The organism is Clostridium gasigenes (assembly GCF_900104115.1).
GTDB classification, from domain to species: domain Bacteria; phylum Bacillota; class Clostridia; order Clostridiales; family Clostridiaceae; genus Clostridium; species Clostridium gasigenes.
This window is the reverse complement of the sequence record NZ_FNJM01000006.1, coordinates 51,089-69,675: the sequence shown is the minus strand read 5'-3', so window position 1 is coordinate 69,675 and position 18,587 is coordinate 51,089. Positions and strand designations below refer to the sequence as shown.

Annotated in this window: 19 protein-coding genes and 1 riboswitch; of the genes, 5 read left to right on the top strand and 14 right to left on the bottom strand. The window is 28.7% G+C overall.

The genetic code is table 11. The features are described 5' to 3' along the window. Nucleotides 1–2: 2 nt before the first annotated feature. The 4 genes from BLS77_RS11470 to BLS77_RS11455 form a co-directional block, all read right to left on the bottom strand. A complete protein-coding gene (locus tag BLS77_RS11470; protein WP_089969734.1) occupies nucleotides 3–1,052 on the bottom strand; it encodes a carbamoyl phosphate synthase small subunit in 1,050 nt (349 codons plus the stop codon). A gap of 618 nt (nucleotides 1,053–1,670) precedes the next feature. Further along, on the bottom strand, nucleotides 1,671–1,943 hold the full coding sequence (locus tag BLS77_RS11465; protein WP_089969731.1) for a hypothetical protein: 273 nt from the start codon (nucleotides 1,941–1,943) through the stop codon (nucleotides 1,671–1,673). Nucleotides 1,944–2,022: 79 nt separating this feature from the next. Continuing rightward, nucleotides 2,023–2,808, bottom strand: a complete 786-nt coding sequence (locus BLS77_RS11460; protein ID WP_089969728.1) for an SDR family NAD(P)-dependent oxidoreductase — start codon at nucleotides 2,806–2,808, stop codon at nucleotides 2,023–2,025. A 102-nt stretch (nucleotides 2,809–2,910) separates the two neighbouring features. Further along, the gene (locus BLS77_RS11455; RefSeq protein ID WP_089969725.1) at nucleotides 2,911–3,387 is read right to left on the bottom strand and encodes a GNAT family N-acetyltransferase; all 477 of its coding nucleotides are present in this window, start codon (nucleotides 3,385–3,387) and stop codon (nucleotides 2,911–2,913) included. A gap of 241 nt (nucleotides 3,388–3,628) precedes the next feature. On the opposite strand from BLS77_RS11455, the gene BLS77_RS11450 reads away from it, so the two are divergent. Beyond that, complete coding sequence (locus BLS77_RS11450; RefSeq protein WP_089969723.1) at nucleotides 3,629–3,991, top strand: hypothetical protein; 363 nt, start codon at nucleotides 3,629–3,631, stop codon at nucleotides 3,989–3,991. Between the two features lie 186 nt (nucleotides 3,992–4,177). Here the strand turns inward: BLS77_RS11450 and BLS77_RS11445 are convergent, their stop codons facing one another. From BLS77_RS11445 to BLS77_RS11440, 3 genes are all read right to left on the bottom strand, one after another. Beyond that, entirely contained in the window at nucleotides 4,178–5,608 is a 1,431-nt protein-coding gene (locus BLS77_RS11445; protein ID WP_089969720.1) for an NCS2 family permease, read from the bottom strand. Between the two features lie 90 nt (nucleotides 5,609–5,698). After that, nucleotides 5,699–5,799: riboswitch (purine riboswitch) on the bottom strand. Nucleotides 5,800–6,142: 343 nt separating this feature from the next. Further along, nucleotides 6,143–6,262, bottom strand: coding sequence for a DUF5412 domain-containing protein (locus BLS77_RS20325; RefSeq protein ID WP_242873973.1), 120 nt, complete (start codon nucleotides 6,260–6,262; stop codon nucleotides 6,143–6,145). A 390-nt stretch (nucleotides 6,263–6,652) separates the two neighbouring features. Then, nucleotides 6,653–6,916: a hypothetical protein gene (locus BLS77_RS11440; protein WP_089969718.1), complete on the bottom strand. Its 264-nt coding sequence runs from the start codon at nucleotides 6,914–6,916 to the stop codon at nucleotides 6,653–6,655. Between the two features lie 1,282 nt (nucleotides 6,917–8,198). Here BLS77_RS11440 and BLS77_RS11435 point away from each other — a divergent pair. The 4 genes from BLS77_RS11435 (at nucleotide 8,199) to BLS77_RS11425 (ending at nucleotide 10,170) form a co-directional block, all read left to right on the top strand. Beyond that, nucleotides 8,199–8,408 carry a hypothetical protein gene (locus BLS77_RS11435; protein ID WP_089969715.1) on the top strand — a complete coding sequence of 70 codons (210 nt, stop codon included), beginning with the start codon at nucleotides 8,199–8,201 and terminating at the stop codon, nucleotides 8,406–8,408. A 163-nt stretch (nucleotides 8,409–8,571) separates the two neighbouring features. After that, nucleotides 8,572–8,763 (top strand): ComC/BlpC family leader-containing pheromone/bacteriocin, encoded by a 192-nt coding sequence (locus tag BLS77_RS20770; RefSeq protein WP_423231033.1) that lies wholly within the window; start codon nucleotides 8,572–8,574, stop codon nucleotides 8,761–8,763. 244 nt (nucleotides 8,764–9,007) lie between these two features. After that, complete coding sequence (locus BLS77_RS11430) at nucleotides 9,008–9,223, top strand: hypothetical protein (RefSeq protein WP_089969711.1); 216 nt, start codon at nucleotides 9,008–9,010, stop codon at nucleotides 9,221–9,223. Between the two features lie 71 nt (nucleotides 9,224–9,294). Further along, entirely contained in the window at nucleotides 9,295–10,170 is an 876-nt protein-coding gene (locus BLS77_RS11425) for a hypothetical protein (RefSeq protein WP_089969708.1), read from the top strand. A 339-nt stretch (nucleotides 10,171–10,509) separates the two neighbouring features. Here the strand turns inward: BLS77_RS11425 and adc are convergent, their stop codons facing one another. From adc to BLS77_RS11390, 7 genes are all read right to left on the bottom strand, one after another. Continuing rightward, a complete protein-coding gene (gene adc / locus BLS77_RS11420) occupies nucleotides 10,510–11,256 on the bottom strand; it encodes an acetoacetate decarboxylase (protein WP_089969704.1) in 747 nt (248 codons plus the stop codon). Between the two features lie 77 nt (nucleotides 11,257–11,333). Continuing rightward, nucleotides 11,334–11,999, bottom strand: a complete 666-nt coding sequence (gene ctfB, locus BLS77_RS11415; RefSeq protein ID WP_089969700.1) for a butyrate--acetoacetate CoA-transferase subunit B — start codon at nucleotides 11,997–11,999, stop codon at nucleotides 11,334–11,336. Further along, a complete protein-coding gene (ctfA, locus tag BLS77_RS11410; protein ID WP_089969696.1) occupies nucleotides 12,000–12,653 on the bottom strand; it encodes a butyrate--acetoacetate CoA-transferase subunit A in 654 nt (217 codons plus the stop codon). 93 nt (nucleotides 12,654–12,746) lie between these two features. Continuing rightward, on the bottom strand, nucleotides 12,747–14,177 hold the full coding sequence (locus tag BLS77_RS11405) for an aldehyde dehydrogenase family protein (protein WP_089969691.1): 1,431 nt from the start codon (nucleotides 14,175–14,177) through the stop codon (nucleotides 12,747–12,749). Nucleotides 14,178–14,763: 586 nt separating this feature from the next. Next, nucleotides 14,764–16,008, bottom strand: coding sequence for a glutamate-5-semialdehyde dehydrogenase (locus tag BLS77_RS11400; RefSeq protein WP_089969687.1), 1,245 nt, complete (start codon nucleotides 16,006–16,008; stop codon nucleotides 14,764–14,766). A 21-nt stretch (nucleotides 16,009–16,029) separates the two neighbouring features. Then, complete coding sequence (gene proB, locus BLS77_RS11395; protein WP_089969682.1) at nucleotides 16,030–16,839, bottom strand: glutamate 5-kinase; 810 nt, start codon at nucleotides 16,837–16,839, stop codon at nucleotides 16,030–16,032. Nucleotides 16,840–16,907: 68 nt separating this feature from the next. Next, on the bottom strand, nucleotides 16,908–18,470 hold the full coding sequence (locus tag BLS77_RS11390; RefSeq protein ID WP_089969678.1) for a GxxExxY protein: 1,563 nt from the start codon (nucleotides 18,468–18,470) through the stop codon (nucleotides 16,908–16,910). Nucleotides 18,471–18,587 lie beyond the last annotated feature (117 nt).

Genomic DNA, 18,587 nt, shown 5'->3' with positions numbered 1-18,587 from the left:
TCCTATAATGCGTATTTCATAAATTTATCAAATATATATTCACTATCTCTTGGACCCGCTGCCGCCTCTGGATGGAATTGAACTGAGAATATTGGTAATTTACTATGTTTCATACCTTCTATTGTTCCATCATTTATGTTTAAGTGTGTTGCTACAACATCTTGTGGCAGTGTTTCTACTACATATCCATGATTTTGTGATGTAATGTGAACCTTATTTTCTTCTAAATCTTTAACTGGGTGATTGCATCCTCTATGTCCAAACTTTAATTTAGCAGTTTTTCCGCCTAGAGTTAATGCTAACAATTGGTGCCCTAAACATATTCCAACTATTGGTTTTACTCCAACTATTTTTTTAATATTTTCTATTACCTCAGTTAAATCTTCTGGATCCCCAGGTCCATTTGATAAAAACACTAAATCTGGGTTAACCGCTAAAATTTCTTGTGCTGTCGCAGTCATTGGGAACACTGTTAATTTACAATCTCTCTTTTTGAAGTTTCTTATTATATTTTCTTTTATTCCAAAGTCCATTATTGCAACATGCTTTCCAGAACCTTCTATTGTGTAAGCTTTCTTTGTTGATACTATGCTTACTGCTTCTTTATTTGAAAAGGCCTTTACTCTATCCTGCACTTCTTCTAAAGAATGTGCTTCTAAAGTTATTATTCCTTTCATTGTTCCATGATTTCTTAAAACCTTTGTTAACGCTCTAGTATCTATTCCTTCTAATCCAATTATCTTATTTTGTTTCAGAAAATCTTCTAAATCCATTTCACATCTAAAATTATTTGGGAAATTACATTTTTCTCTTACTATAAATCCCCTAACCTTTGGTGAATCTGATTCCATATCCTCTAAGTTTATTCCGTAGTTTCCAATTAGCGGATAAGTCATAGTTACTATTTGTCCATAATATGATGGGTCTGTTAAAACCTCTTGATAGCCTGTCATTCCTGTTGTAAATACAACCTCTCCAACACTATCTTTTAAGTGTCCAAAGGCTGTGCCTTCAAATATCATTCCATTTTCTAATATAAGCTTTGCTTTCATAATTAGCCCTCCCTTTAATATATATACAATTACTAAAAATACACTGGTTCAAGAGCCTTACTGATTTTTTTGTAAAAGAAAAGGATACTAAGGAGATTACTATTTTAGTATTCTCCTTACTATCCTTATATATTTATCAGTGTTAGAAAACGCCTTTAATGACGTAGCTATGCAGTTATTATTTAAATTTAGGTATAACATAATTACATACTCCTTTCTGGTCTCACAGAACCAATTTAAAGTGTACTTTTTTTTATTTTTATTAATTTTATTTATCTTTTATAACATTCTATATTTTTTATTAAATTCTGTCAACAAAATTTATTAATTCTTATTGTTTCAATTTGTATATATATACAAATCTATATTATAGAATTTTTTTTAAATAATATACTTCGTTTATATACCCTATAGTATTAGTAACTACTGCACACTGATCATATTCAGAATAGTTATTTTTTGTATACTGTATATTACAATATATTTATGCAATATTTGAAAGGTTTATTGCATAAATATACATGCTTTATTCTATTACATGTATATTAATAGATTTTGTTCATTTTCCGATACAACAAAAACAGAGAGTTGATAAATATCAACTCTCTGTTTTATTTGTTATGCCTCTTTTAATAAATCATCAAAAAGCCTTACGCTCTCCCAATCATAATAATTTATATTTTCCTTTGTATGGTTATGTAAAAAATCTTCTATTTCTATTATATGTCTCTCATCAAATTCTATTTGCATTTCTAATTTATTATCTTCAGTTATCTCTAGGCTTGTAACTTCACCTAAATACATATCATTATCACTATAATAAAATCTAACTCCATTGTCTATTAAAGTAGTATATACATCTAAAAATTTATTATTATTATTATTTATCATCCTATTCTCCCGAATTCACTAGTTTATATTTTTAATTTTAGTTTTTTACTTCTATTAAAATTTATCCTTTGTTCTAAATCTATCCATTGTTAATTTTAAAAATTATTTTTCTTGATATTACTCTTGGCAAAAATTTATTTACAATTACTAATATCTTGTTCTTAAATCCTGGAATTATTATTGTTTTTCCTTTTTCTAAATCTCTATATGCTATTTGTGCAACTTTTTTAGCTGACATAATATTTTTCTTTGCATTTTCATTCTTTTTTATTCCAGCTTTATTTTGAAATCCAGTGTTCACAGCTCCTGGACAAAGGCAACTTACTTTAACCCCTTTATTTTTAACTTCTTCATTTAATGCTTCAGTCAAATTTAAAACATAAGCTTTTGATGCATAATATGTTGCCATTCTTGGACCTGCGCAAAATGCTGCTGTACTTGCTACATTCATTATAGTACCATTTTCATTTTCAACCATTTTATATAAAAAATGTTTTGTTAATTCAGTTAATGCTCTTATATTAATATCTATTAACGCTAACTCTTTTTTCATAGGAATACTAGAAAAATCACCAAAAGAACCTACCCCTGCATTATTTATTAAAATATCCACAGTTAGATTTTTTTTATCCACAAAAGCAAAGACTTGTTCACAAGAACTATCCACAGATAAATCTACAGATAATATATCCACATTTATATTATATATTTCAAGATGCTTCTTTACTTCTTTTAATTTTTCTTTATCCCTTGCAATAAGTATTAGATTATGACCATCCATTGCAAACAATTTTGCTAATTCATATCCAATACCAGCAGTAGCCCCTGTTATTAAAACATGGCTTCTACTTTCAGATTTGCTCATATCTTGCCCCCCAAAATAACTATTAACCTATGCTAATTTTAACATATCTCTTAAAGTTGAACAATTCTAACCCTTTGTTTATTTTTTAGAATCCTAAATATTTTAGTTTTTATATATGTCTAAACTCATTTTCACATGAGGAATTCCCGCTTCATCATAAACATCAGAAATAACTTCAAATCCTACTGCTTCATATAGTCTCTTTGCATAAAGCTGAGAAGAAAGTATTATTTCATTTTCCATCCAATGTTCTCTTACAAAATCAGTACTTTTTTTCATCATTTCTTGTGCTATGTAATTTTTTCTAAACTCTTTTAAAACAAGGACTCTTCCTATTGATGGCTTTTCATAGGCTAATCCTACTGGTAGAATTCTACAATACCCCACTAATTTATCTTCATAGTATACAAGAGTGTGCTTGCATACCTTATCTTTATCATCAAAATCATTTTCACATGTTATTTCTTGTTCACAAGCAAAAACCTCATATCTTACTTTTGCCATTTCATAAATATCATCATGGGTTAACTCATAAAAACCTTCTGTTTTAAATATTAATTTACTTTTATCAATATTCATTTTTTCCTCCTTAGTTTACATATATTCTTTCTTCTATTATATATTGTAAAGAAATATATAACTATACTTATTTATATCTCTACGGAAATAAGTACTCTTTTAAAAAATAACCCGCTAAATTTAGTCTATTTTCTTTCGTATGCCTAAGATTTATCTTTTTTTGTAATTTTCTTTTAAAAAAGTATTTTGCATCCTTTGTTCCTGATATAATGAAAATAAAGTATTTTATAAGGAGGCTCTTATGAATAAAAATTTAGTATCAACTCTATTTAAATCTTTACTATTTGGTATTGTTTGGGCGTCTATAGCCTTTGTGTTAGCTATAATATTAGTTAAACTAAAACACTATAATTTAAAAGATATTCTTTTTATTGAAGGAATATTACTAATAGCTATTTCAATATTATCATCAATAGGTGGTAACCCTACTGGATTATCTATGCAAGGTATAAGTAACCCTACCCTTACATCCTATACTAATTTAGAAACAACAAGATCTGAAAGAGAAAAAAATCCTATTAAACAAACTGTTTCCTTTGCATTAAGCTCAATAGCTTTAATTTTAGGTGGATTATTATTAATATTACTAAATTTTATTGTATAATTTGCTATATAACATTTATTATGTGACTGAGTATAACCATATACAGTCCCTATATCTTCAGTCATTTTAAATAATATATATTTAAAATATTTTAAGTACCCATTATTATTTATTATATAATAATGGGTACTTAATGTAACTATAAAATATTCTTTTATTATAACTATTTTTTCACCAAATACTATTCTATTGCGGTATCAATATATATCGTAAAATGAATAATGCCGCTAATATATACATAAGTGGATGAATTTCTTTTCTCTTTCCCACAGCTAATTTCATAATAGGATAAGTTATTATCCCACAAGCAATACCGTTAGCTATTGAATAACTAAATGGCATTATTACTATAGTTAAAAATGCTGGTATAGCTTCATCAAATGTTGAAAAATCAACATTTTTTATAGTTTCAAGCATCAACACTCCAATTATAATAAGAGCTGGAGCTGTTGCTTGTGATGGAATTATACCTACAATTCCTGAGAAGAAAAGAGTAAGTGCTGTAAAGCAACTAACAACTACAGCTGTTAATCCAGTTCTTCCTCCATCAGCTATTCCTGAGGCTGACTCTATGTAAACTGATACTGTTGGCAATCCAAACATTGAACCTACTGTAGTTGCTATAGAGTCAACTATCAATGCTTTATTCATATTTTTAGGATTTCCATCGTCTCCTATTAAATTAGCTTTTTGAGCTGTCCCAACTAAAGTTCCTATAGTGTCAAACATATCAACTAAAGAAAATGTTAAAATAACCATAACAACTGCTGTTATAGCACCTATTATCCCTGCTCCATTATGAGTTAATAATCCTGAAAAATCCATTTTTAAAAATGTAGGAGCTAAAGATGGTGGCAATGAAAATATTTTAATATTACTTACATTAGTTATTCCCATAGGAATTCCTATTATAGTTGTAGCTACAATTCCTATTAACATTGCGCCCCTTACTTTTCGAGCCATTAATATAGCCATTATTAAAACACCTATTATTGTTAGTAAAGTTCCCTTATCCGTGAATTTACCAAGTTGTACTAAAGTTGCGGGGTTTGAAGTAACTATTCCCCCATTTTTAAAACCTATTAATGCTATAAATAGTCCTATACCAGAGGTCATAGCTATTTTTATATTTTTGGGAAGTGCATTAACTATTAATTGTCTTAGTGATGTTACTGTACATATAATAAATACAATACCCGAAATAAATACTGCTGCGGATGCTTCCTGCCATGTGAATCCCATGGTTAAGCATACTCCATATGTGAAAAATGCAACTAGTCCCATACCTGGTCCTAATGCATAAGGTAAATTAGCATACAAACCCATAAATAATGTTGATATTGTAAATATAACACAAGTTGCTGTAAATATAGCTCCAACCACAGGATCATTTAGTATCCCTAGATTATTTGCTGCATCCCCAAAAACCCCTTGTGAATTCATACCCGCACCCTTTAGAATGTTGGGAATTACCAAAAGTGCATAGGCTATGGTAATAAAAGTAGTCAGGCCTGCAAGTATTTCAGTTTTAACACTTGTGCCATTTTCCTTTAGCTTAAACAGTCTTTCTAATAAACCTTTTTGACTTTTTGAATTATCATTAATATTTTTACTCATATCTTACCTCCTAAAAATAGACGAAAAAAAACTATCATTGGATATAGGTAAATCCAATAATAGTAACATTTCTAGAAGAAATATTATATTAGTAACTTTGGATTCACCCATAGCTCAGAAGTTTAAGGCTTCTTGTAGAAACTCTCGACCCGTATTGTCGAAATTATATGGATGGTGTCTTTCGTTACTTTTATTATATCAGTAAACTATAAATAATCAATATGTTTTACGAACATTAATTAATTCCAATTTTTGATCATTCGTTAAATTGTTTATGTAATTTGATTTATATATATTATTTTCCTTTGAAAGTTTCATTTTTGTAAAATTTATTAAAAATTCTATATCTTCAACTTTATTTTTATATTTAATTTCCAGTGTAAACCTCTCCCCCCTTTAGCTATTATGTACCTCAAAATCTTTTTTATAACTATCCACTTCTTTTATGATGCCTTAATTTTGCATAGATTATTATTTTCTAGTTTCAATAGTATTCTAACAATCTACTTTTTACCTACTAGTCTTTCTTTTTCTTCAATTATTTATTGTATATGTTCCATTTGGTGAAGTAGATTCGTTTAATAGCTCTTCATTTTTAAAACCTCTTGGTATTCGTACTGGACGTCTTGAGTTTATTACATTATTTAACTGCATTAAGATTCTATTTTTTTATAATTTTATCACCTTATTTTTCTACTAATAAATTGATTATAATTAAATCTATTAATTTCTCTAAATGAATTGGATTGATTGCGATTTTGAGGGCAAAAAAACAACATATATTGACTTCTATAAGTTTTTATGGTGTTGAAGCCATTCTAGGCATTACTTTCTTTATTTTTAGTTAATAGGATTAACTTTTTAGTAAGTAAAAAAGGTATTTTATAAATACTAAATTCAAAATCTAATTTTCACACTTAAAAAATGGCTTAAAAGCATTATTTTTTTAGACTCTACAAAAGCCAATGCTCCAGCATTGGCTCTATTAATCTAACTAACTAGTCTTACATTAATATTGTACATTACAAACCATTAATAATTTGATTATATATTAATTTTATAATAATACGTTCCATAGGCAAGACCTATAGCAAGCATTAAAAAGAAACTACTATAAATTATAGTTTTCTTTTTTTTATTAAGATTCTTACCATTATCAATAATTTGTCTATTAACAACTCCTATAAGTACTAAAAACATGATAAATACAACGTTCCCTTCTTTTATTAAGTAAATATACATAATTAAAGAAAGCATATTTACAACAACAGCCAATATAACTGTATTTATATATATAATTACCTTCATAGTTTATTCTCCTATAATTCATGATAAGTTTACAATTATTCATTAATTTCAGCTTCTATTCATACAAATTATACCATGCATTCATTTTTACTACATATAGCTTTTTAATCATTACCAAACTTCCTTAATATTCTGAGTTTTCAGTTATTTAAAATTACTCCTTTCATATAAATCATTACAGAAAATTATACCCTAACCTTGTTGGTATTAAACTTATGCTTATAATATAAAGTCTTTAAGGCGCAACACAAATTATTAGACATCCCCATATGTATATCAATGTAATACAACATAGAAATGTATTGCCACCAGTTTCTTGACCATCTTTAACTTTCTTTAATATTGCTACAAAGTTATTAAAAAACACTATAATAGCAATAATACTTATAAATAAAAATATATACAAAAGCTTTCATTCCCTTCTTATATAATGCATAAAAGATTACAGCTGTATATTAAGCATCATTATTCAACATGAAAATTATACCATATATTTTAAGCCATTTGTCGCTAACTAAATAATTTAAAATTATCAAATTAGGTTTACTGGAACTAAACTTTTACTATTTGTATATTTTCTTTTTTCTCAACATCGCTTCCCTGAATAATTTTTTCTAAATTCTTTTAAAACAAGAACCCTTTCCTTTAATTATATTATGATTATTTTCAACTTTCTAGGTATGAAAAACAAATTTGTTGTATATCATTAAATAACATTGATGTATTATATCCATCTGAAACTGCATGATTTATCTGAACAGTAAGTGTCCGTAAATAATATCATGTAAATAATAAAGGAGATGCAAAAGCATCTCCCCAATACATAAATTATCCATTATAATTAAGTTGTGAGACAAAATAGAATCTTTAGATGAGAAACTACTTAATGAAAGAGATACAAAAATCTATCGTAATAAAGGTCGTAAGCAAACTTGTTTGAGGACTATTATGGGTAGGTAAATAATACAAACACACTGTAAAATAATGGCTAGCGAAAACAAGAAAATTGTTTCCAACTTTTACTTGACTCAAACGTATTAGGCGGTATATTATAAAATTAGTTAATATAAGTGATAATAAATCAAATAAAGTTAACATAGGAATATTATGTATTCATATTATTGTAGGCTGCCTAAAAGTTGTTGCTGCTGTAGGTGTCGTAGCTGAAGTCGTTAATTTTGCAGGAAGTGCTTATAATTCTTTTAATAACGGATATGAGAGCTTATAGACCTTAAATAAAATATGCATTGAATTTAAGAGTTCATATACTAGGAGGATAATTATGTTTTTTAAACTAATAAAGAAAATATGGCGCATATCCATATTATTAATTGGTTTAATATTACTTATACAGTTTGTTGGTATGCTTTTCTCTATTGGAAATAATGAGTTTAATTTAAAAGAATTTTTAATAGTTTTTCTTAAGATGTTTGCAGCATTAGGTTGGTTCTTTTATACTAAAGAAGATACTGGAATATCTAAAAGAAGTTAAGTGGATTAACACGGCTGTTATATTGAACTAAAGCACTAAGAGGTTAATCACATTGACAGTTATTAACCTCTTACCTTTAATCTTTTTTCTTTATAGGGTAGAGGTTACAATTGCAAGACAACCCACTCTAAGCCATTTTAATATACTTTGAAGTCTAAACTTCATGTCAATTTATAATTTCATATTATGTTTCATTTTAAAGATAATTACAATACAAGTGAAAGGATGTTTTTTTATGAAATTATTATCAATCAATAATTTCCAAACATTAAAAATAGATCAACTTGAAAATATTAATGGTGGTGTTGCTATACCTGTCGTGCGATTTGTGAAATTCTTTATGAATCTACTATAACTCTACATATTATAGTATCTAATTAATATTTTTTTAGTTTTAAGAATAAAATCATTTAATTTTTTACTATCATATGGTTCTTGTCCTAGCTTTCATTAAAACAATTGTAATATTCACTTCTTCGTTAAATCAAATTTTAGCGAAAAACATTTAAGTAATAATTTATATTTTTGTATAATAAGTCTATTTTAAAATATAAATATTGGTATAATTAAATTAAAAAATCATTTGGAGGTATATATAAATGCCTAATATTTTATCTATTTTGATAGTAATTTTTTTATTTATTTTTTTATTATTTATAACTAAAAAGTTCAAAAAATCTTGGTTAGCATATTCAATATTTGGTTTAGAATTAACAGTAATAGGATTATCTGATAACAGTAATTCAAATTTATTTGTGGTTTTTGTCCTTTTAGGGTTTATGCTAACAGTTATAGGTTTTTGTAAAAGCGAGTAATTTTTTGACAAAAATAATAAAAAATGTTATTATGGGTTAGTAATTACAAAATAAAAAAATGGGGGTACATTATGAGAAAAATGAAATTATTTTCAATGTTTTTAGCTGCTATTACTATTACAACTTTTGTTATGGGTTCAACTGCAAGTGCTGCAACAAATACTTCACCAGATACTGTTAAGGTTAATTTAGAGAATTCTAAATTAAATGAGTATTCTTCTATTCCAGAAGTAAAAGCTCTAATTGATGATATAAGCAAAAATGCCGTATCATCAAATATCGTCGAAACATATTTTAAAATAGGTAAAGATTCTAAGGGTAATCAAACTGAAAAGGCTTATACGGAAAGTGAATACTTAAAAGAAAAAAATAAAATAATGCCAAGAAATTTACCTATAACTCAGGACTTTGGATGGATAAAGCTAACATTAGAAGCGTACAAGGACAAAGGAGGAAATTTTATGGCAGGGGGGTTTTATGACTGGTTAAAACAACCTAATTTTAGTGGAAGTGATGTTTTGGCAATAGGACATGATGCTACTATTACTTTTGATACTCAAAGTTGTTTTGGAGCTTTTATGTCTCCATCTTTTGATTCGGTACGTGAAAAAAATATCCAAACAACACAAACTATTGATCGTTCAAATAAAAGTAAATTTTTAAGTGGTACTTCAGGCGTGGCTTATAAATTTAGACTTGGAGACTCACATGGTATTAACATTCCTGGCGAAAAATTTCCTAACAAGATGTATGACAATGGAATGATGTATGTTCGGGGTACAGTTCTTAATGGAAGTGGAAATTTACAAGTATCGTATGGACATTCACAATTAGCTTTAGATTATAATATCGCTGATGCGTGTAAATTTCTTTCAACTGGTGCAGTTGAGTTCAAGGTAAAAGGATCACAAGATTTAAAAACTATAGGCGATAGAATAGTTTTTTAATTAAAATATAAATACTACAAAAAAAATTCACTCTGTTACTAATCTAATACGTATCTAAATTTCGCTAAATTAGTCTTTTAGCGAATAGTTAAAAATCAACAGTTTTAAGCCATTTATAGAGTATGATATACTATAAAATAGTAGTTAACTGTTTAGTATCTCTAAACAATCAGAAAAAAGGTGGTATTTCGTGTATGTGGACACGAAATACCACCTTTTTGCAATCTATTTAATAGATTTTACTATTTGTATATTTTCTTTTTTTCTCAACATCGCTTCCCTGAATAATTTTTTCTAAATTCTTTTAAAGCAAGAACTCTTGCATTTAATTAGTTATCTCTAATTCTTTGCAAGATAATCGTACACAACATGAGCTGGTGCAAGAGTTAAATCTGTAAGAATATGTGATGCAGATACAACTTCTAAGACTGGTAAATCAGCCAAAGGAGCTAATGCATGACTAAATAATTGCAGACGTGCGCAACTAGTCCATGCCCCATGTATGATAATATCCTTATTCTGTGTACATATAAGCTCACAAATTCTTGGTTTCCCATCATATCCTTGTACAATTTTCAGCATAAAGCTAGGACGAGAAATTTGATTATAAGCTTCCTTAATATCTAGAGGTTCATGTTTATACCCCATTGTAGCAGTAGCAACTGGTAAAGATCCATAGTTTAATGTACCAACTAAGGTATCTGAGTCAACAAATAGCTTTGGAGTCCCAAGTTTCTTAGGATAGGCACTAACCTCTCTTCCAACAGCGATAGCTGGATGATTGTCTAAGTACATCATGTGTAGATAATCACCTTTAATCCCATTATACTTTACTGGAATTACCTGCCCACATTCAGTGTAGGATCCCAATCCAGTCACATCTGGCATAGCCATCATTTCAAATCTAACTAAGGGCTCATCTTCATCTAATTCTAATGGTTCTGGTACTATTTTTCGAAGTGCCTCAAAGTCAGTACGGTATATTATGTTCAAGTACTCCCTATTATGAAACTTATATGGACCTTTAGGAAATGCTGGAGCAGTAAGTGGTGTTGTAATTTGTTTATATATTTCACTTTCTAACATAAAATGTTCACTCTCTCTTCTTATTTATTATTATCATTACATTTTTTTATAAATACTATATTTTAAAAGGTAAATTTTTATACATCCATAATCTTTATATCATCTGGAATAATTAAATTTGCTTCTGTTACAGATTTAATTTCATCAATGGTTGTATCCTTATAAATTTCTTTTAAGAGTAGCCCCTTAGCTGTTACTTCAATTACACAAAGCTCTGTAACAATTAAATTTACTTGAGATTTTGCAGTGAGTGGAAGTCTACACTTTTTAAGGATTTTAAGTTTTCCTTTTCCAGTATGTTGCATCGCTACAATTACTACCTTTGCACCTATTACTAAATCCATAGCGCCGCCCATTCCAGGTACCATTTTGCCTGGAACAATCCAATTGGCTAAATTTCCTTCTTCATCTACCTCTAAAGCTCCAAGCACAGTTACATCAACATGTCCACCTCTAATTAGTGCAAAAGACATAGAACTATCAAAGAATGAACCCTCTGGTAGTACTGTTACACACTGTCCAGCTGCATTAGTTAAATCTGTATTTTCTTGCCCTATTTTTGCTTTTGGACCCATGCCAACCATACCATTTTCTGATTGAAAAGTAATCTGTATTTCCTTTGGCACATAACTTGCCACCAAAGTTGGAAGTCCTATTCCAAGATTTACGAGCTGCCCATCTTTTAATTCCTTTGCAACTCTTTTAGCAATAATTTCTTTTGCTAACTTACTATCTGTAATCAATTAAATTGCCTCCTTTACAATATAATCTACAAGTACACCTGGAGTCATTATATCTTCGGTTCTTAATTGTTCACATTTTACTAAATCTTCTGCTTCCATTATTACTATTTTTGCAGCCATTGCAATATAAGGATTAAAATTTTTTGTAGTTGCTTTATAACAGGTATTCCCAATTTCATCTACTATACTGCCTTTTACAAGTGAGACATCAGCCTTTAATGGAAGTTCCAATAAATACTCCTTGTTACTAATTGTAATTTTTCTTTTCCCATTTTCTACAAGGGTTCCTAGTCCAGTTGGTGTTAATACGCCACCTAGACCTGATCCAGCTGCACGGATTCTTTCAATTAATGTTCCTTGTGGAGAAAGCTCTACTTCCATTTCGCCAGTATTCATCCTTCTTCCAGTCTCAGGATTGGTTCCAATATGTGAGGCAATCACTTTCTTTACTTGACCATTCACAACCAATTTCCCTATGCCTTTATCTGGGAAACCTGTATCATTTGCAATTATGGTTAAATCCTTTATATTTAAATCAACCAACATATCAATTATAGTGTCCGGTGTTCCACAGTCTAAAAAACCACCAATCATAATTGTCATTCCATCTTTAAAAATAGATTTTAAATCTTCCAGTTTAACTATCTTATTCACAGTAATATCTCCTTTCTAATAGTGTAAAATATTTTAAATGTAATGTAGGTAGACTAAATCAATGCACGTAAATGCACTGACTTAATTAAAAAATTAGTTTGCAAGCACACATCTTCTTTGTCTTGTAAAATCTCTTGCAGAGGTTATCCCTTCACCAGTAGGTCCAGCAATAGTGAAAGTTGTAAATCCTTCTGCGCCAAAACCTACTCCAGCAAAGGATTTAGCATTCTTTACAAAAATAGTTGTATCTATTTCTTTTTCAAATCTATTTAAGTTATCGATATTTTTTGAATATATATATGCACTGTGTTTTTTGTTTTGTTCTGCTATTTTTGCACACTCTATAGCTTCATCAATATCCTTAACCCTTACAATTGAAAGTATTGGCATCATAAGCTCTGTCATTACAAAAGGATGATTTCTATCTACCTCACATATTATACATTTGACATTAGTAGGGTATTCTACATCTATTTGATCTAAAAATAATTTTGCATCTTTTCCTACCCATTTTTTATCTATAGTATATTCTAGCTTTTTGTTGCAATTATAACTTTTCACATCTTTCTCTAGTAGTATTAATTCTAATAATCTTGATACTTGCTCTTTGTTTAGAAGTACAGAATTATTTTGAATCATATTATTTATTAAATCAGTTGCTACATCTTCAAAAACAAATACTTCTTTTTCTGCAATACAAGGTAAATTATTATCAAAAGAACAACCTTCTATTATGCTTTTTGCAGCTTTCTTTATATCTGCAGTATCATCTACTATAACAGGAGGGTTTCCTGCACCTGCCCCTATAGCCTTTTTACCTGAATTTAAAAGTGTTTTTATTAATCCTGGTCCTCCAGTCCCACATAAAAGTTTTATATATGGGTGTTTCATAATTACATCTAAGGATTCCATAGTTGGATTTTCTACAGTAGTTACTAAATTTTCTGGACCCCCAGATGAGATGATGGCTCTATTTATCATATCTACAGCAAAAGCAACACATTTTTTTGCCCCTGGATGTCCATTAAACACGACAGAATTTCCGGCAGCTATCATTCCTATACTATTGCATATAACAGTTTCCGTTGGATTTGTGGAGGGTGTTATTGCACCTATGACACCATAAGGAGACATTTCTACTACTGTAAGCCCTTGGTCTCCAGACCAAGCTGTAGTAGTTAAATCTTCTGTACCTGGAGTATATTTAGCTACCAATTCATGTTTTAATATTTTATCTTCATATCGTCCCATTTTTGTTTCTTCTAAAATCATTTTTGCCAGTATCTCTTTATTTTCCAATGTAGCCTTTCTTATACTACTTATAAGCCGTTCTCTATCTTCTTTTTTATAGGAAATAGTTAACACCTTTTGTGCATATATTGCTTTTGAAATAGCAATTTCAACAGCTTCAAACACTCCTAAATATAAACCATCATTGTTAGATTTATTAAATTTGGTACCTTCAACATTTGTTATTACTTTTAAACCTTCTGTTTGTGGTGATACTAATACATCTTTAGTCATAGTTTTCCTCCTTGTATAATTAATTTTGCATTTAGTTTTTAATGAAGAATTAACCTAGGGCTATTCGTTTTCTCCTTGTTCGCCACTTCGGTGGTACTTATTATAAAAAGTGTTTCCCTAATTTCATTGTTAACTTCTTACTCAGTAGTTGTTCTAGTTACTAATCAATTATCCTATCAACTAATCCTAGGATTAATAACTTAGTTCTTCATTTTATAACAAATATGTTATAGCGAATAAGAGGTTTTTAATGTGGTATAAATAGCATATTACCACTTTTTTATCCAAAAGAAACCTATAAATACAATAAATGTAATATAAAGTATTTTAAACGTTGCCAAACCACGCGGAGGTGAGATATTTTCTTCCTATAATCTGTAAAGAAGGATTCTATGGTTAATTGCCTAAAAATTCAATTTTTTTAGGCAATTAGTTTTTTATTTTTTTAAATATGCAAAATAAAGAGTTAAACATAAATCTTTATAATATAAAAAAGGGTATTTCGTGTATGTAGACACGAAATACCCTTTTTTTGCAATCTATTTAATAAATTTTACCATTTATTATTTTCTTTAAAATCTGTAATTTATCTTATTTGCCCATTTCCATAAATAATATATTTAATAGTTGTAAGTTCTTTAAGTCCCATTGGGCCTCTAGCATGTAGCTTTTGTGTGCTTATTCCTATTTCTGCTCCAAATCCAAATTCGCATCCATCTGTAAATCTTGTTGATGCATTTACATAAACTGCTGCTGCATTTGTTCTTTGCATAAATCTTTGTGAGTTTTCATAGCTTTTTGTAACTATGGCTTCTGAATGCCCTGATCCATACTTATTTATATGACTAATAGCTTCATCAACATTTTCAACTATTTTAACTGCCATTATATAATCTAAATATTCTTTTCCCCAATCTTCTGTCGTTGCGTCTACTACATCTGAAATAATAGCTTTAACTTTTTCATCGCCTCTAATTTCAACATCTTTTTCTCTTAAAGCTCTTATTACTATTGGTAAAAATTCTTCTGCAACTTTTTCACTTACCAATAATTTTTCAGCTGCATTACATACTCCAGGTCTTGAAGTTTTAGCATTTACTACTATATTTTTAGCCATTTCAAAATCACATTCTTCATCAACATAAATATGACAGTTACCTATTCCAGTTTCAATTACAGGAACTGTTGCATTTTTAACTACAGTTTGAATAAGCCCAGCTCCACCTCTTGGAATTAAAACATCTATATAATCATTTAACTTCATCATCTCTAATGCTACTTCTCTACTTGTGTTTTCAACTAATTGTATGCAGTCCTTAGGAAGTCCCGCTTCTTCTACTGCTTTAGACAAAACCTTAACTATTGCAGTGTTTGAATTTATAGCTTCGCTTCCACCTCTTAAAATTACAGTGTTTCCTGTTTTTAAACATAACCCAGCTGCATCACAAGTTACATTAGGTCTTGCCTCATATATAATCCCTATTGTTCCCATTGAAACTCTTTGTTGTCCAATTTGAAGCCCATTAGGTCTTTTCCACATTGATATAACTTCTCCAACTGGATCTGGTAGTGATACTATTTGTCTTAGCCCATCAGCCATAGCTTCTATTCTTTCTTCACTTAAAGCTAATCTATCTAACATAGCTTTTGAAGTTCCTTTTTCCATAGATGCTTTTAAATCTAAATCATTAGCTTTTAATATTTTATCTTTATTTATTATTAATGCCTCTGCCATTTTTTCTAATGCATTATTTTTTTCAGTTGTTGATGCATTTGCCAATACGTAAGAAGCTTCTCTAGCCTTTTGTCCTTTTAAAATTAATTCACTCATTTAAAATTCCCCCTATCTTTACTATTTATTTTTCACAAATAAAGTTCCTACTTCTTCACCATTTATAATATTCAATAAAATTTCAGGTTCTTTTCCATTAGCTAATATCATATGTACGCCTAAAGATGTAGCTATTTTTGCAGCTATTAACTTTGTAACCATTCCGCCCGTACCTAAAGTGCTACCAGCACCACCTGCACAACTTTCAAGTTCTGGTGTTATTTCATCTATTTGTTTTATTAATTTTGAATTTGGATTTTTTCTTGGGTCCGAATCATAAAACCCATCTATATCAGATAATATAATTAATAAATCAGCCTTAACCAGCCCTGAAACTATAGCTGATAAATTATCATTATCTCCAAACCTTACTATATTCTCAATTTCATCAATTGCTACAGTATCATTTTCATTAACTATTGGTATAATTCCATTCTCTAATAATGTTTCAAAGGTATTACATACATTTTCTCTTATATGATCATCTTCAACAACATCTCTAGTAAGTAATACTTGACCAACAGTGTGACTGTATTCTCCAAAGAACTTACTGTATATATGCATAAGTTCACATTGTCCTACGGCTGCCACAGCTTGTTTTTCTCTTATGCTACTAGGCTTCTTTTTAAGCTTTAACTTACTAACGCCAACACCAATTGCCCCTGAAGTAACAAGTACAACTTCTTTTCCAGAATTCATCATATCTGATAATATTCTTGTTAGCTTCTCTATTCTTGTTAAATTAATATTCCCATTATCATATGTTAGGGTAGAAGTTCCTACTTTTACTACTATTCTTTTTAAATCTTTTATTTCATTTCTATAATCCATTTTCTACACTCCCCAATAAATCTCTATATTGTTTTCAGTATATTTATTATAATTTATTTTATGATGCCTTAAACATATACTTCGAAAATTTCCTTGCCTTTAATATATACTCGTTCCTCTTTAAACTCCTTATTTTTAAGGAAGTTAAATATAAGTAAATAACCTTGACTTACACCTTGTATATCCAAATAATCACAAAGTTGTTTTTGCCCCGTTTTATGATATTTAGCACCTCTCCATATTTTCATTTCAATTATATATTTAAAATTATTATAGGTAATTACTAAATCCAATCTTTTTTCTTCTGATATTTGAACTTCTTTAAAATCAAATCCCGTTCCGTTTATTATAGGTTTTATAAATGCTAAAAATAATAATCTTCCATGGTGTTCTATGAAATCTTTATCTTTTTCTGAATACTGTTCCTTCATAAACTGCTGAAATTTATAAAGAACTTTTTCTATATTCAAGCCTCCATTTAGCTCTATAAATTCGCTTTTCAAATTATACCCATCCATTTTACTATAAACATTTTCTAGCTTTGATGCCATATAATTGTATATTGTTTCTGCAAATATTTTATTAGCTATGGAAACTTTTCCATTTTCATTTTTAAAATATCCATATGTTGTCCCGATATCAATAATAGGATTATAATTACTAAAACTTCTTTCAATTCCACGTACAGTAATATCCTCTATATAATTATATAATTCATTATCGTTTTCTAAATTCTTAATTAACGTGTCAAATAAAGTGTTTCTTTCTTCTAGAATTATCTTAACAGCTTTCTTTACATCATTTTTAGTCCACGTTCTTTTAGTATCTTTGTATATTTTTTCATCTATAATCTGACAAAGCCTACTCACTAAATAAGGGTATCCGTCTGTAAAAAAATATAATTCTTCGCTAATAATTTTAATATCCATAGTTATATTATTTTCTTCGCTATAACTTTTCAACATAGTTTCTATCTCTTTTGGAGAAAAACTCATATCAACATTAAAGTTCACAGCTATATTCCAAGGTGAATTATATTTTGCTTCTTCCTCTTTTCTCAACTTTAATTTTAAGCTTTTCACATCATGTAACCCTGCTAATATAACAGATTTAAATGTAAAATCTTCTTCTACTTCTCTAGCTAAATATTTATTTCTAAGCATTCCTATAAAGCTTAGAAACAATTGGTTGTTAGAACTTTTATCTACTTCGTCTATAAATAATATAACCTCTTTCGAAGATTCCTTAACAAATTTAGTTATAACTCTAGATAGGTCATTAATATTATTAATATTAATAGCTAATGATCTAAGCCTTTTGCTTTCATCTTCATATAACAATGCCATATTTTCACTTAACAATTCAATAAAAGTATTTGAAAATAAGTCTTCATATTCGAATACTTTATCTCCAATACCTTCAAAACTAATACTAATAACTAGATAATCTTTATTTAGCATTTTTTTAATTTCATTTAAAGTTGTTGTTTTTCCATATTGTCTTGGCTTGTTTATAGTAAAATAAAACTCATTATCTATAAGTTCCTTTATTTCTTCAAGTTTATTAATTATATCTACCATATAATGTTTTCTAGAAACACAAACTCCTGTGCTATTAAATCTTTTTTTCATAGCTTAACGCCTACCTTCTTACTACTACTTTATAATTTTCTCCATATTTTAATTATAACATAATGTATCATGAAAAAAATAACAAGCCAATATATTAGTATATTTGACTTGTTGTTT

Bases quoted from the DNA above. Each gene is read 5' to 3' on its own strand.
- BLS77_RS20770 (WP_423231033.1), top strand. From the start codon at position 8,572: ATGTCAATTTATAATTTCATATTATGTTTCATTTTAAAGATAATTACA.
- BLS77_RS11405 (WP_089969691.1), bottom strand. From the start codon at position 14,177: ATGACTAAAGATGTATTAGTATCACCACAAACAGAAGGTTTAAAAGTA.
- BLS77_RS11440 (WP_089969718.1), bottom strand. From the start codon at position 6,916: ATGAAGGTAATTATATATATAAATACAGTTATATTGGCTGTTGTTGTA.
- BLS77_RS11455 (WP_089969725.1), bottom strand. From the start codon at position 3,387: ATGAATATTGATAAAAGTAAATTAATATTTAAAACAGAAGGTTTTTAT.
- proB (WP_089969682.1), bottom strand. From the start codon at position 16,839: ATGGATTATAGAAATGAAATAAAAGATTTAAAAAGAATAGTAGTAAAA.
- BLS77_RS11435 (WP_089969715.1), top strand. From the start codon at position 8,199: ATGTTTTTTAAACTAATAAAGAAAATATGGCGCATATCCATATTATTA.
- BLS77_RS20325 (WP_242873973.1), bottom strand. From the start codon at position 6,262: ATGCAGTTAAATAATGTAATAAACTCAAGACGTCCAGTACGAATACCA.
- BLS77_RS11390 (WP_089969678.1), bottom strand. From the start codon at position 18,470: ATGAAAAAAAGATTTAATAGCACAGGAGTTTGTGTTTCTAGAAAACAT.
- BLS77_RS11445 (WP_089969720.1), bottom strand. From the start codon at position 5,608: ATGAGTAAAAATATTAATGATAATTCAAAAAGTCAAAAAGGTTTATTA.
- BLS77_RS11450 (WP_089969723.1), top strand. From the start codon at position 3,629: ATGAATAAAAATTTAGTATCAACTCTATTTAAATCTTTACTATTTGGT.
- adc (WP_089969704.1), bottom strand. From the start codon at position 11,256: ATGTTAGAAAGTGAAATATATAAACAAATTACAACACCACTTACTGCT.
- BLS77_RS11470 (WP_089969734.1), bottom strand. From the start codon at position 1,052: ATGAAAGCAAAGCTTATATTAGAAAATGGAATGATATTTGAAGGCACA.
- BLS77_RS11465 (WP_089969731.1), bottom strand. From the start codon at position 1,943: ATGATAAATAATAATAATAATAAATTTTTAGATGTATATACTACTTTA.
- BLS77_RS11400 (WP_089969687.1), bottom strand. From the start codon at position 16,008: ATGAGTGAATTAATTTTAAAAGGACAAAAGGCTAGAGAAGCTTCTTAC.
- BLS77_RS11460 (WP_089969728.1), bottom strand. From the start codon at position 2,808: ATGAGCAAATCTGAAAGTAGAAGCCATGTTTTAATAACAGGGGCTACT.
- BLS77_RS11425 (WP_089969708.1), top strand. From the start codon at position 9,295: ATGAGAAAAATGAAATTATTTTCAATGTTTTTAGCTGCTATTACTATT.
- BLS77_RS11430 (WP_089969711.1), top strand. From the start codon at position 9,008: ATGCCTAATATTTTATCTATTTTGATAGTAATTTTTTTATTTATTTTT.